The organism is Brenneria uluponensis, assembly GCF_032395385.1.
GTDB classification, from domain to species: Bacteria; Pseudomonadota; Gammaproteobacteria; order Enterobacterales; family Enterobacteriaceae; genus Prodigiosinella; species Prodigiosinella aquatilis.
On the sequence record NZ_CP135917.1, the window covers coordinates 3,150,653 to 3,163,589 of the forward strand.

Genomic DNA, 12,937 nt, shown 5'->3' on the forward strand with positions numbered 1-12,937 from the left:
CGAACAGAATACTTTGTTTATCAAAACGTTCCAATAAACAGCGCCGCTGTCGATGCGGTGCATTCTACTTACCTGACGCAGTGAGTCAATAAAATTATCAACCAACTCTATCTGTTTGCTGTTTTTTAAGGCGCCCCGATCAATGTTCAAACAAATCGTGACGTGCAGCGTTCAAATACTGAAACATTGACCAGAAAGTGAGCACTGCCGCAATGTATAGCGCAATCACACCGATACCTTCAACAATGCGCTCAGGACGCCATAGTAATCCAAGTAACGCTATCATCTGCGCCATAGTCTTGATTTTGCCGATCCAGGAAACAGCCACACTGCTTCGTTTACCAATCTCAGCCATCCATTCACGTAATGCAGAGATAATTATCTCACGCGCGATCATGGTAGCAGCCGGTAACGTAATCCACCATGAATGGTAATGTTCGGCAACTAATACCAGTGCGACTGCAACCATCACCTTATCGGCTACGGGATCTAAAAAAGCACCAAACCGGGTAGTTTGTTTCCAACGTCGGGCGAGAAAGCCATCAAACCAATCAGTAACGGCTGCACACACAAAAATAATGGCACAAACCATGGGTGCCCAGGCGAATGGAAGATAAAACGCCAGCACAAAGAAAGGAATCAAAGCAATACGAAACAGGGTAAGCCACGTAGGTATATTAAATTGCATAGCGCTTAAGTCACTGTTGGCTGGAGTGATATTGTGAGTATGTTGCTACATTGTCCCTAGTGTTTCAATGCATAGAAGATTTTTTCTGCCAATGCAGGTGAAATTCCCGGCACATTAGCAATTTCCTCAACACTGGCATTCATTAAAGGTTGCAGTCCTCCCATATACTTCAGGAGCATCTGACGACGTTTCGGGCCAACACCTTCAATAGTTTCAAGCGTACTGGTGCTTTTCACTTTTGCCCTTTTCTTACGATGTCCACTAATGGCGTGATCATGCGAGTCATCACGAATATGTTGGATAACGTGCAAAGCGGGAGAGTCTGACGGTAAGGCAATACCATCACCTGTCGCTTCAAAGAACAACGTTTCCAGCCCGGCCTTACGATCACTGCCTTTCGCAACCCCTAACAGTAACGGCTTACTTTTGTCCCAAGGAACCGCTAAAGAGTCAAAAACGGCTTTCGCCTGCCCTAACTGACCTTTTCCGCCATCAATAATGATGACATCCGGGATCTTACTCTCATCCCACGCCTTGTCGTAGCGACGCCTCAGTACCTGAGTCATCGCCGCATAATCATCTCCCGGTGTAATCCCGGTAATATTATAGCGGCGATATTCTGAACGTAGTGGACCATTGGCATCAAAAACCACACATGATGCTACCGTTTGTTCCCCCATCGTATGGCTAATGTCAAAACACTCCATCCGTTGGATTTTTGGCAGCTTGAGTACATTGGCCAGTGCGGTCAATCGCTGATGGATAGTCGACTGCTGAGAAAGTCTGGTTACCAGTGCAGTTCTTGCATTTGTACGCGCCAGCTTGAGATAGCGGGCTCTGTCACCCCGGGGTTTACTCTGAATTTGTACTTTACGTCCGGCAATATCTGTCAAAGATTCCGTGAGAAGCTGTTGATCGGGAAGTGTGAAATCCAGTAATATTTCCGTCGGTAAAGTCCGGGATAAACTACCTTGCAAATAAAACTGCCCGACAAATGTCTGCACCACCTCTCCCAGCTCGGTTCCTCCAGGGACTCTCGGGAAATAACTACGGCTTCCCAATACTTTCCCCTGACGGATAAAAAGCACATGAACACATGCCATACCCGTATCAAAAGCGACACCAATTACATCCAGGTCATCGCCATCACCGGAGACAAACTGTTTTTCCGTTACCCGACGTACTGCTTGAATTTGATCACGGATACGAGCTGCCTCTTCAAACTTCAAACTCCGGCTTGCCAATTCCATGCGTTCAATTAACTTGGTCAATACCTGCTGATCTTTGCCAGACAAAAACAGGCGAACATATTCAACCTGCTGCAAATATTCTTCCTCACTTACCAGCCCGGCCACACACGGCCCAAGACAGCGACCAATCTGATATTGTAGACAAGGACGGGAACGATTGCGGTACACGCTGTTTTCACACTGACGGACTGGAAACAACTTTTGCAATAGCATTAAAGTTTCACGTACAGCGTTTCCATTAGGAAACGGTCCGAAATACTCTCCTTTGGCATGCTTAGCACCACGATGCACCGACAGACGTGGATGAGGATCTGCGCTCAAAAAAATCATCGGATAGGATTTATCATCCCGCAGCAGTACGTTATAACGCGGTTGATATAGCTTGATGTAATTATGTTCTAGCAGTAAAGCTTCAGTTTCAGTGTGAGTGATCGTGACATCGATCTGATAAATACTTCGAACCAAAGCCTCTGTTTTACGGCTGGGAACATGACTGCGGAAATAACTGGAAAGACGTTTTTTTAAATCTTTTGCCTTACCGACATAGATCACCGTGTTACTGGCATCATACATACGATAAACCCCAGGTCGACTGGTTACCGTCTTCAGGAACGCCAGGGAATCAAAACATTCACTCACTGCTAATCAATGTCTCCGCATTAAACAGGCCGTGTCGAATTGCCAGATGGGTCAGCTCCACATCACCATTAATGTTCAGCTTGTTGAACATTCGATAACGATAGCTATTCACGGTTTTAGGGCTCAGATTAAGTTGATCGGAAATTTCCGTCACTTTCTGCCCTTTGGTAATCATCAGCATAATTTGCAATTCTCGTTCAGACAGGCGTTCCAGAGGCGTTTCGGTCTGTGGCTCTAACTGACTCAATGCCATCTGTTGTGCAATATCGGAAGCGATATAACGTTTACCGGCATGAACGGACCGAATCGCATAGATAACCTCCTGAGGTGTAGCACCTTTACTTAAGTAGCCTGCCGCACCAGCCTGCATAACTTTAGCAGGCAAAGGGTTCTCTGTGTATATAGTCAGCATTATAACCTTTATTTCGGGAGAAAATCGTACGATTTTGCGTGTGGCTTCAAGGCCGCCGATCCCAGGCATATTCATATCCATTAAGACGACATCAACACGATTACTGCGGCACCATCTTACAGCATCTTCGCCACATTGAGCCTCACCAACGACCTTAAGGCCTTTGATATCGTCGAGAATGCGCTGTATCCCTGCCCGCACCAGTTCATGGTCATCAACAAGAAAAACGCTAATCAAAGAACAATTCTCCAAAAAAGAGAGTAACACTTACAGACGAAATGTTGCAGGTGATACTACGTGGTTTAAAAAAACAATGAATACACTTTTTAATTAAAAATGTACTTTATTTACCATGCGGTAATATGTTCTAAGCTCTAGTTAAGGATACCAATAGAGTACTAGAAATAGAACTCTCCTCCGTCACAGCATCAACATTTCAAACCTGGCTTTTAGAGAATGGGAGTCATACACTGACAAAACCCAATAAAAAATCAAAAATACTTTATAAATCAATATGATAAAGTCAATTTTTTTATGATAAAAATACGTGAATTTACTCTCTATAAGTCGATTATAACAATCACTTAGCTTTACTGCGACTATTTTCTATAGCTAGCATCTTTATATCCATACAGAATTTACTATGTTTGTTATCAAATGCATTTAAAGCTCAGCAGCCATATAATCAAGGACAGACAAATATAACCCAAAAGGTTCATAATGTGCGAAAAATATACATTTTTACTATTGGGAATTTATTCTGAATAGAAAGAACCCGGATTCCATATGTTATACTCGGCCCTAATTCCATAATCTGAAAGGTAATGATGTCCTGAAACTTATCAGATCTCAGTACCGACTATATTTTTTAAGAAAAAATATGGCCGATAGTGATTTCACTACAATAACTTCAGGAGAGGCTTCAGCATACAAAACGGCTTGTTTAAAAACGCTGTTGACACTAATTTCAAAAACGATTAGTCAGTTTGATATAGGTAAAGTAATCATAAAAATAGAGAAATATGCCACCCAAACGAAATATTTGACTTAGTAAGAAACATTTAGCAACAAAATAAAACAGACAAAGATAACCTGTTATAGATAACAGTATAATTTTTGATAAGAAGTCATAGTTTTTCTATAGAGTAATAGATCATTTTTTTATTTTAATCATCATATTAATGCATTCGTTTATTATCTATTTTTATTCTACGCCCAATAGGTTTCGAGGCGCAGAAAGACGGCAAGCAAAAGGATCCCGGTAAGTAATTTGAGTGGCTGAGCGCCAACAACTTGCAATATGACGGATATAAACTATATTTTGCAATTCAGTTTATAATACTGTCAATTGAGACTATTTCGTGCAAAATAATTAATTAGTGAAAATGCATTAATTAACATTTCCTATTGATGAAGAATTTAATCAGTCAACGCGAATGGATATCTTACATGCAGATGAAAAAAACAGAATGAAAATAAATGACATAAGGTAAGTGTTGGTGGGTCGTATAGGGTTCGAACCTATGACCAATTGATTAAGAGTCAACTGCTCTACCAACTGAGCTAACGACCCAACGGGGACGCATTATTCTCTGATTAACGCCATCTGTCAAATGGTTCGTATTGTTTTTTTAACTAACGGAGAGAGATAACTGTGTTTAAACAACACTCTCGCTGCCAAGTTTGGGTTTTCATACTATATCTTGTACTGTAGTGAACTTATTTGCTACTTACCGTCTAATTGGCTACAAAATAGGCAGACTCACATCGAACATTATTTCACCATATGAAATGGTGCTCACCCCTTATAAAATAAGTACAGCAGTGACACTATAATATTACTACTGGTTTAGAATGAAATATTACAGAGAGCCATTCAAGAGCATCTAACAACATCACAGACACGAGACAGGAAAAACAATTAAATGGTAGATCAATCAAAAGAGGTTGAAGCTAGTGATCTCACAGAAACCGGCCATGACGGTTTACAAAGAAATCTGACTAACCGACATATTCAGCTAATTGCTATTGGTGGTGCTATCGGTACCGGACTATTTATGGGTTCAGGTAAAACCATCAGTCTGGCAGGACCATCAATTATTTTCGTTTATATGATTATTGGTTTTATGCTGTTTTTTGTCATGCGAGCAATGGGTGAGCTATTGCTCTCAAACCTGAACTATAAATCATTCAGTGATTTTGCAGCCGACTTGCTCGGCCCCTGGGCAGGTTTTTTTACCGGCTGGACTTACTGGTTCTGTTGGATAGTTACCGGTATTGCAGATGTTGTTGCCATTAGTGCCTATACACAGTTCTGGTTTCCCGACGTTTCCCAGTGGATTTCCTCTTTGCTATGTATACTGCTGCTTCTGACGTTAAATCTGGCGACTGTTAAGCTGTTTGGTGAAATGGAGTTCTGGTTTGCGATGATAAAGATCATTGCTATCACTGCGCTAATCATTATAGGTGTCGTACTCGTTGCCATGCACTTTCCCTCTCCATCCGGCACCACCGCTTCTTTTACCAACTTGTGGAACGATGGCGGGATGTTCCCCAAAGGGATTACTGGATTCTTTGCCGGCTTCCAGATAGCAGTATTTGCTTTTGTAGGCATTGAATTGGTAGGTACAACAGCTGCTGAAACAAAAAACCCTCATGTTGTATTACCGCGTGCTATCAATGCCATACCGATTCGCATCATTATGTTCTACGTGTTCGCGCTGGTCATGATTATGTCAGTCACGCCCTGGAGTCATATTGCAGCAGATCGCAGCCCGTTTGTTGAAATGTTTGTATTGGTTGGATTACCAGCAGCTGCCAGCATAATCAATTTTGTGGTTTTAACCTCTGCTGCCTCATCTGCCAACAGTGGAATATTTTCCACGAGTCGCATGCTATTCGGATTGGCCAGACAAGGTGATGCGCCACAACGTTTCGGTGTTCTGTCAAAGCACGCAGTTCCTTCTACTGGACTTCTGTTTTCCTGTACCTGTCTGCTGTCAGGTGTCATTCTTATCTATCTGATCCCTAATGTAATGACTGTATTTACTCTGGTTACTACGGTATCAGCGATTTTGTTCATGTTTATCTGGAGCATTATTCTATTTTCGTATCTGGCTTATCGGAAACACCGACCTCAGCTACATGAAAGTTCGCAATACAAAATGCCATTAGGTAAATTCATGTGTTGGGTGTGCATCACCTTCTTCGCTTTTGTACTATTCCTGCTGATGCTACAGCCAGATACCCGGCAAGCACTGCTTGTCACACCAATATGGTTTATTGTGCTGGCTATTGCATATCTCTTCATCTATAAGAAAAAACAGACGATTTAATCGTTCTGGCAGGATATATGTGCTGAAGGAAATCAAAGAAATACCAGGAAGGTTGGATTAACGCGGTCAGCTATATCAGATAACTGACCGCGTTAAGATCAGGCATTTACCGTTTGCCGAACACCATTAACCGCGCTCTTTGCCTGCTCACATTGATTTAAAATAGTTTGCGCATGTGAATATAGAATTTTTCCTGCCTCAGTCGGCGTCACTCCACGACGACTACGCACCAGCAACTGTTTTTCAAGCTCACCTTCCAGCGTAGCAACTTGCTGACTCAGCGCTGGTTGCGCGATATGCAACATTTCAGCAGCCTGCGTCAAGCTACCGATATCAACGATTTTTACAAAATATTTGAGTCGTCTAAGATTCATGTGTACCTCCCGAATAGTCACCTTCTACAGGTAGCAAAAACCGCGCCATATTCCTTTTAGTCGCGAATAAAAAACATGGGATGAGCTTAAGAGGTTGTAAAAATAAGTAAAAGCAATGGTCCATTAAATTTAAGGTTATGAATTCGCTATGGTCTTTCCAATAGAGCCGCCCCTTGAATGCACCATTACAGTGCGCTATTTGCAATCTGCAAGTGCACCAGTTTGCTGGCGCACCGATTAGTCAGGCCAGAGTAAGGGATGCTATGACAATAGTTTCAATGAGTTGATTAGAAGTGCATCAAACGATTCCAGAAGAAGGTTCCATCCTTTGACAAGGCCAACTACTGCCGCTATCATCCCTCGCACTCAGCGATTCCTCTGTAGTTCAGTTGGTAGAACGGCGGACTGTTAATCCGTATGTCACTGGTTCGAGTCCAGTCAGAGGAGCCAATTTCCTGCTTTCATGCATCCTTGCGAATCACTATGTGATTCAGATTCAATAAGTTAGCGTGAAAAGTCTTCCCGGTGCATGTTCAGTTTTCCCTCCGCATCGGGAGAATGTGGTGGTCAGATTTGGGGTCAGGTTAGTTCGATGACGGAGTGACCCCCACATGTCTCTTAATGATTCAAAAATCCGCAACTTAAAAGTTTCCGCAAAACCCTTCAAAGTCGCCGACTCTCACGGTCTGTATCTTTTAGTCAATCCCGGCGGTTCGCGTCTCTGGTATCTCAAATATCGCATCAACGGAAAAAAGAGGGTCTTCCGCAACTTGGGTGGAGAAATATTGATGAAACTTTCTAGTTAACAAGGATCTAAGCTGTTTTAAGTTATGGATAACGCAATGCCCTCACTTAAGACACTTTTACAGTTACCTTGCGGATGGCAATACGGCCGACAAGTTATTAGTCCTGATGGTATAACCCTCCATCTCCGTGGCAAACGCAAAACAGCACTATGTCCCGAATGCCTTAAGCGCAGCGACTCTGTTCATAGTTGTCGCCGGCGCCGGATACAGCATCTACCCTGCTCAGGCCAGGCTCTATGGCTGATATTTTCCATCCGCCACTGGTACTGTCGTAACCCGGCCTGTCCACGCAAAATTTTTGCCGAGTCGTTGGCTCCCTTCGCAAGTTCACGGCAGCAGTCTTCGCTGGCGTTACAAAATTTACAGCGTCACTTGGGATTAATAGCGGGAGGTGAGGCAGGAAGGCGGGCAGCTACGGCAGTTGGTCTCTGTAGCAGTGCAGATACTCTTCTTCGCAGGGTGATCAATACCCCGGAGCCGAAACCGGCAGGCACGCCCCATGTTGGTATCGACGAATGGGCATGGCATCGGGGTCACCGTTACGGCACGTTAATAGTCAATCTTGATACTCACCGTCCCCTCGTACTGCTTCCTGGCCGCGATCAGCGTACGCTGGCTGCCTGGTTCAGAAAATATCCAGAAATACAGGTTGTCTCGCGCGATCGCGGCGGTATCTATGCCACAGCAGCACGTGAAGGAGCTCCTCAAGCCAGACAGGTTGCCGATCGCTGGCACTTGCTGAAAAACATTGGTGATGCGCTCGAACGGATGATGTACAGACATATGCCTCTGATACGTCTTGTCGCCAGTGAGTTGTCGCCAAAGAAACCATCTGAGCCAGAACGGGTTGAACCAGCTCCATATATCCGTCGCCCGGAGCGACTTAAGCAGCAGACTCGTGATAAACGCCACCAACGCTGGGTGGAGGTAATAACCCTGCATAAAAGTGGATGTGGGCTCCGTCAAATATCCCGCACCACAGGATTATCACGCGTAACGGTCAGGCGCTGGCTCCAGTCAGGTACATTCCCTGAAATGTCGACCCGTCCCCGGAAACCAAGCCTTCTGGATCCCTGGCATGGTTGGCTGGAGGAACAACGTGAAAACGGTAACCACAATGGCAGTCAGATATGGAGGGAAATGGTGGCAAAGGGATTCACCGGTAGCGAAACCACCGTCAGAGATGAGGTTGCCAAATGGCGTAAAGGCGGGAGCGCATCTGTTACTGCGCCAGCCAGGCTTCCATCAGCTTCGCGCGTGAGCCGTTGGTTGATGCCCTGGCGAATAATAAGGGGCGAAAAAAATTATGCTTCCCGCTTCATCGGGCTGATGTGTGAAAAAGAACCGCAGTTGAAAATAGCGCAGCAACTGGCGCTGGACTTCTACCAGATCCTGAAAACCAAAAACAAGCCACAGCTAGGCAAATGGTTCACTCATGTCAGCGAAAACGGCCCTGTTGAGCTTCAGCGTGTTGCAGCCGGGATGGAAGCTGATGCAGCAGCAATATGTGAAGCTATTACCAGCAGATGGAGTAACGGTGTAGTCGAAGGGCATGTAAATCGCCTGAAAATGCTAAAACGGCAGATGTATGGCCGGGCCAGCTTCGAGTTACTGGTAAGCGCCCTTAAATCGGCATCTTTTTTTCAGTGATTAACTGCGCCACACTGCCGCTGTCTACCATAAATGCAGGGCGCAATCATGACATCTCAACAGCGGGCCGACTATTGGCGCGAACAGATCACCACCTGGCAAGCATCCGGTCTTTCTGGCCAGGTTTTCTGCCAGCAACAGCAGCTGACATACCACCAGTTTGTTTACTGGCGGCAAAAATATTGTACCGATAACCCGACTCAAGCGCGGGCCCCAGGGTTTGCCAAAGTCACCGCCGACATCACCCACGTCGACACCCCAACCGAGCTGACACTCTCATTGCCCAATGGCCTGGTGATCACCGGTCTTAATGACCGCAATGTTTCCCTGCTGGGCGCTATTCTCAGGCAACTCTGATGCGTAACCGTGACTTACGCCCGGCGCTGGCGATGCCACAGATTTTTCTTTATCGCGCACCCATCGATTTCCGCAAGCAGGTCAACGGGCTGGCGGCGCTGATAGAACAGGAATTGGGACACGATCCTTTTACCGGGGCGCTGTATGCTTTTACTAACCGCCAGCGCAATAAAATCAAATGTCTGATGTGGGAAGACAATGGTTTTGTCCTTTATTACAAGGCGCTGGCAGAGGAGAAGTTCAAATGGCCCAGTCTGGCCGATGACCTGTTACCCCTGACCGGGGAGCAGATTAACTGGCTGCTTGATGGTTACGATATCAGTCTACTCAATGGGCATAAAAAACTGCATTATGATGGCGTTAATTAGTCGAAACAGGAAGCATCAGGTGGCTGTTTTTGTTATAATTTAACCATGAAAACGCCCACTTTCCCGCCAGCCGAAAACCCAGACAACCGCAGTTTATCTGCGGTTGAATTGCTGGCGCAGGTCGAGGAACTTCAGCAACAGCTTCAACATCGCGAATGTTATATCGCCCTACTCGAAGAACTGCTCCGCCTCAAAAAAGCCCAACAGTTTGCCGCCAGCAGTGAGCGGCATACTGACCAGATTGCCTTGTTCGATGAAGCCGAACTGGACGTGGCAATGGAGTCCTTGTTGGCTCAACTGCCGGATGACGTATCGCCGCCCCCACCGCCGTCTGGCACCCAAAAACGCCAACGCGGTTTCTCCGCCAACCTGCTGCGTGAACGTGTGGAGTTGTGCCTGTCCGACGAAGAAAAAGCCGGCGCCCGCGCCACCTTCTTCAGCAAGGTTAAAGAAGAGCTGGCGTTTATTCCCGCCCAATTAAAAGTCATCGAATACTGGCAGGAAAAAGCGGTGTTTGACCGCGATGGCGAGGAGTTTATTGTGGCTGCCCGCCGCCCGGTCCATCCGCTGGGCAAATGTTTTGCCACCACCGCCTTGCTGGCGTATATCATCGTCGCCAAATATGCCGATGGGCTGCCGCTGTACCGCCTGGAAAACATGCTTGCCCGCAGTGGCCACCCGGTAGGCCGCACCAATATGGCCCACTGGATCATCCGGTTAGCCAAGGTATTTGCCCCGCTGCTGGCCAGGTTGCGTGACGTGCAAAACAGTGGCCGTTACCTGCAAATGGATGAGTCCCGCATCCAGGTGCTGAAAGAAGAAGGCAAAACCGCCCAATCGGACAAATGGATGTGGGTGATACGCGGTGGCCCCCCCGATAAACCCTCAGTGCTGTTCGAGTATGACCCGAGCCGCGCGGGTAGTGTTCCCGTGCGCCTGTTGGCGGGATTCACCGGTATTTTGCAAACCGATGGTTATGCCGGTTATGACGCGGTGTGCCGTGAAAACAATCTCGTGCGTATCGGCTGCTGGGATCATGCCCGGCGCAAATATATTGAAGCGGGCAAAGCGGTCCCCAAGGGCGCAAAATCTGCCAAAGGCAAACCCACTAAAGCGGATGTGGCGCTGGGCTACATCGGTAAACTGTATGGCATTGAACGGAGCCTGCAGGGGCGCAGTGAAGCGGACAAATACCTGGCCCGTCAGCAATATAGCCTGCCATTGCTCAAGGCATTCAAACTATGGCTGGAGCAGAATGTCGGCAAGATAATGAAGGGATCGCTGACCCGTCAGGCCATGGACTACACGCTCAACCACTGGGCAGAATTGATAGGCTATTGCGATCATGGGCAGGTGAACATCAGCAATGCGTTGGCGGAAAATGCCATCCGCCCGTTTGCGGTCGGTCGCAAGGCATGGCTATTTGCCGACAGTTCGCAGGGCGCCAGCGCCAGTGCCGGGTGTTATTCCTTGATCGAAACGGCGAAGGCCAATCAGTTAGAGCCGACGGCGTATATCCAGTATGTGCTGGATCACATCGGCGAGGCGGATACGCAAGAAAAACTCGACGCGTTATTGCCCTGGAATGTGGACCTGGTCCCCTTTTTAAAAAATGTGTCGCAGTATGGATAGGGGGAGTACGTCGATTTAACGGCGCTTACAGTTACTGCGACGACGAGTAATGAGCCCTCTGGCGTAAAGGGCTCCACCCAAGTTGCGGAAGACCCATTTTTACATCGGTACTAACAACTAACCTTTCCACAGTATCTGGTGATGCTGGAATTGTTTAACGGCACTCCACGCACGGTGGGCGATATCGGGAATAAGCTCGGCATGGATACAGGAACCATCACGCCCGTTCTCAAACGGCTTGAAGCTGCCGGACGCATAATTCGTACCCGGGACCAAGCAGATGAAAGGCGGGTTCTCATTACCCTGACTGATGAAGGGAATGCGCTACAAAGCGATCTGTGGCGCATAACCGACAGCGTCAAATCAGCCTGTCAGTTATCGGATGCAGAACTCGCAGAGTTGCGAGATACCCTTAATAACTTTGCCCATCCGGCTGGTCACTAATCATTTGCCATACAGACAAAAGGTAATGGTATGAACATAGGCATTATTGACACCGGAAACATTGGCGCGACGCTGGCACATAAGCGCTCTGGTCAGGGCCACGCTGTTAAACTGGCGAACTCAAGAGGACCAGAAACGATTGCAGAGCTGGCGCGAAAGGTGGGTGCAGTAGCTGAACGTCAGGAGGCCGTTCGCGATGTAGACGCAGTCATCCTCTCAATACCTTTCGATAAGCATGCAGAGCGGGCGAGCCTGACGGACACGTGCTTTCATTTAGTGAAGCCGTCCGCAAGCGTCGTTCTTACCGTGGATTCCTGCCAACGCCGGTTCCGCAAGAAAAGCTTATTCGTATTCTGGAAGACGCACAGCGCGCCCCATCTAACTGCAATACACAGCCATGGAACGTACATATTGTATCAGGACAGAAACTTGCCACGCTGTCCGTTTTGCTTCACGAAAAATATCAGACCGGTGATATAACACCGGATTTTACGTTTGACATGAATCATTTTTATAGTGTGTACGGTGAACGTAAAGATTCGCAGGGCAAGGCATATTACGACGCACTAAACGTTGCCCGTGATGACTCAGATGGCCGTAAAAGGGCTTCAGGCTATAACCTGTCTTTTTTCAATGCCCCACATGTGGCCCTGCTTTTCGTGCCTTCTTTCGGTGATAATGTCAGGGTAGCTGGCGATATCGGTATGTATGGACAGACCCTGCTGCTGTCACTCACTGCTCACGGGCTTGGCGGCATTCCTCAGACCTCTCTTGGTTTCTACGCTGAACCCATACGGCAGTTCCTTAATATCCCTCGGGACATGAAAATGCTCTTCGGCATCTCATTTGGCTATCCCGATGAAAGTGCACCAGGTAATCGCATGAAAATGGACCGCGTCAATATCAACGAGTCCGTGACGTTTCACAGCTAAGAGATTGAATGGCGACATTTATAAATGTGTATTTTCTGATAGCGAGTAAA

The 12,937-nt window shown here is 46.8% G+C and carries 11 protein-coding genes, 2 tRNA genes and 3 pseudogenes; 11 read left to right on the forward strand and 5 right to left on the reverse strand.

Features of this window, described 5'->3' with window-relative positions; all coding sequences use genetic code 11:
• Positions 1-139 precede the first annotated feature (139 nt).
• Genes pgsA through uvrY form a run of 3 tightly spaced genes read right to left on the reverse strand, consistent with a single transcriptional unit; the run spans position 140 to position 3,226 of the window.
• Positions 140-688, reverse strand: a complete 549-nt coding sequence (pgsA, locus tag RS889_RS14775; protein ID WP_021015392.1) for a CDP-diacylglycerol--glycerol-3-phosphate 3-phosphatidyltransferase — start codon at positions 686-688, stop codon at positions 140-142.
• A gap of 56 nt (positions 689-744) precedes the next feature.
• Entirely contained in the window at positions 745-2,577 is a 1,833-nt protein-coding gene (gene uvrC / locus RS889_RS14780) for an excinuclease ABC subunit UvrC (protein WP_315707814.1), read from the reverse strand.
• Complete coding sequence (uvrY, locus tag RS889_RS14785; protein ID WP_021015390.1) at positions 2,570-3,226, reverse strand: UvrY/SirA/GacA family response regulator transcription factor; 657 nt, start codon at positions 3,224-3,226, stop codon at positions 2,570-2,572. The genes uvrC and uvrY overlap by 8 nt, the downstream gene beginning before the upstream one ends.
• A gap of 643 nt (positions 3,227-3,869) precedes the next feature.
• Between uvrY and RS889_RS23835 the strand changes: the two genes are divergently transcribed.
• A complete protein-coding gene (locus RS889_RS23835; protein ID WP_425475082.1) occupies positions 3,870-4,040 on the forward strand; it encodes a DUF2594 family protein in 171 nt (56 codons plus the stop codon).
• Between the two features lie 446 nt (positions 4,041-4,486).
• On the opposite strand, the gene RS889_RS14790 is transcribed toward RS889_RS23835, so the two are convergent.
• Positions 4,487-4,562, reverse strand: a tRNA-Lys gene (locus RS889_RS14790).
• Positions 4,563-4,914: 352 nt separating this feature from the next.
• Between RS889_RS14790 and cycA the strand changes: the two genes are divergently transcribed.
• Positions 4,915-6,324, forward strand: a complete 1,410-nt coding sequence (gene cycA, locus RS889_RS14795) for a D-serine/D-alanine/glycine transporter (RefSeq protein ID WP_315707815.1) — start codon at positions 4,915-4,917, stop codon at positions 6,322-6,324.
• Positions 6,325-6,431: 107 nt separating this feature from the next.
• On the opposite strand, the pseudogene RS889_RS14800 reads toward cycA, so the two are convergent.
• A pseudogene (locus RS889_RS14800) lies at positions 6,432-6,698 on the reverse strand (LysR family transcriptional regulator); the annotation flags it as partial.
• 374 nt (positions 6,699-7,072) lie between these two features.
• Between RS889_RS14800 and RS889_RS14805 the strand changes: the two are divergent.
• The 9 genes and pseudogenes from RS889_RS14805 (at position 7,073) to RS889_RS14845 (ending at position 12,887) form a co-directional block, all read left to right on the forward strand.
• A tRNA-Asn gene (locus RS889_RS14805) sits at positions 7,073-7,148 on the forward strand.
• Positions 7,149-7,309: 161 nt separating this feature from the next.
• Positions 7,310-7,453, forward strand: a pseudogene (locus RS889_RS14810) (Arm DNA-binding domain-containing protein); the annotation flags it as partial.
• Positions 7,454-7,528: 75 nt separating this feature from the next.
• On the forward strand, positions 7,529-9,154 hold the full coding sequence (locus RS889_RS14815; protein WP_315707816.1) for an ISL3 family transposase: 1,626 nt from the start codon (positions 7,529-7,531) through the stop codon (positions 9,152-9,154).
• Between the two features lie 48 nt (positions 9,155-9,202).
• Positions 9,203-9,511 carry an IS66 family insertion sequence element accessory protein TnpA gene (gene tnpA, locus RS889_RS14820; RefSeq protein WP_290180506.1) on the forward strand — a complete coding sequence of 103 codons (309 nt, stop codon included), beginning with the start codon at positions 9,203-9,205 and terminating at the stop codon, positions 9,509-9,511.
• A complete protein-coding gene (gene tnpB / locus RS889_RS14825) occupies positions 9,511-9,879 on the forward strand; it encodes an IS66 family insertion sequence element accessory protein TnpB (protein ID WP_290180505.1) in 369 nt (122 codons plus the stop codon). The genes tnpA and tnpB overlap by 1 nt, the downstream gene beginning before the upstream one ends.
• A 45-nt stretch (positions 9,880-9,924) precedes the next feature.
• Positions 9,925-11,511, forward strand: coding sequence for an IS66 family transposase (gene tnpC, locus RS889_RS14830; RefSeq protein ID WP_315707817.1), 1,587 nt, complete (start codon positions 9,925-9,927; stop codon positions 11,509-11,511).
• 141 nt (positions 11,512-11,652) lie between these two features.
• Entirely contained in the window at positions 11,653-11,955 is a 303-nt protein-coding gene (locus RS889_RS14835) for a MarR family winged helix-turn-helix transcriptional regulator (RefSeq protein ID WP_315707818.1), read from the forward strand.
• Between the two features lie 30 nt (positions 11,956-11,985).
• A pseudogene (locus RS889_RS14840) lies at positions 11,986-12,195 on the forward strand (NAD(P)-binding domain-containing protein); the annotation flags it as partial.
• Positions 12,196-12,218: 23 nt separating this feature from the next.
• The gene (locus RS889_RS14845; protein WP_315707819.1) at positions 12,219-12,887 is read left to right on the forward strand and encodes a nitroreductase; all 669 of its coding nucleotides are present in this window, start codon (positions 12,219-12,221) and stop codon (positions 12,885-12,887) included.
• Positions 12,888-12,937 lie beyond the last annotated feature (50 nt).

What these genes read in the sequence shown, in the direction of transcription:
- RS889_RS14835 (WP_315707818.1), top strand. Translation starts at nt 11,653, where the DNA reads ATGCTGGAATTGTTTAACGGCACTCCACGCACGGTGGGCGATATCGGG.
- tnpA (WP_290180506.1), top strand. Translation starts at nt 9,203, where the DNA reads ATGACATCTCAACAGCGGGCCGACTATTGGCGCGAACAGATCACCACC.
- RS889_RS23835 (WP_425475082.1), top strand. Translation starts at nt 3,870, where the DNA reads ATGGCCGATAGTGATTTCACTACAATAACTTCAGGAGAGGCTTCAGCA.
- pgsA (WP_021015392.1), bottom strand. Translation starts at nt 688, where the DNA reads ATGCAATTTAATATACCTACGTGGCTTACCCTGTTTCGTATTGCTTTG.
- RS889_RS14815 (WP_315707816.1), top strand. Translation starts at nt 7,529, where the DNA reads ATGGATAACGCAATGCCCTCACTTAAGACACTTTTACAGTTACCTTGC.
- tnpB (WP_290180505.1), top strand. Translation starts at nt 9,511, where the DNA reads ATGCGTAACCGTGACTTACGCCCGGCGCTGGCGATGCCACAGATTTTT.
- cycA (WP_315707815.1), top strand. Translation starts at nt 4,915, where the DNA reads ATGGTAGATCAATCAAAAGAGGTTGAAGCTAGTGATCTCACAGAAACC.
- tnpC (WP_315707817.1), top strand. Translation starts at nt 9,925, where the DNA reads ATGAAAACGCCCACTTTCCCGCCAGCCGAAAACCCAGACAACCGCAGT.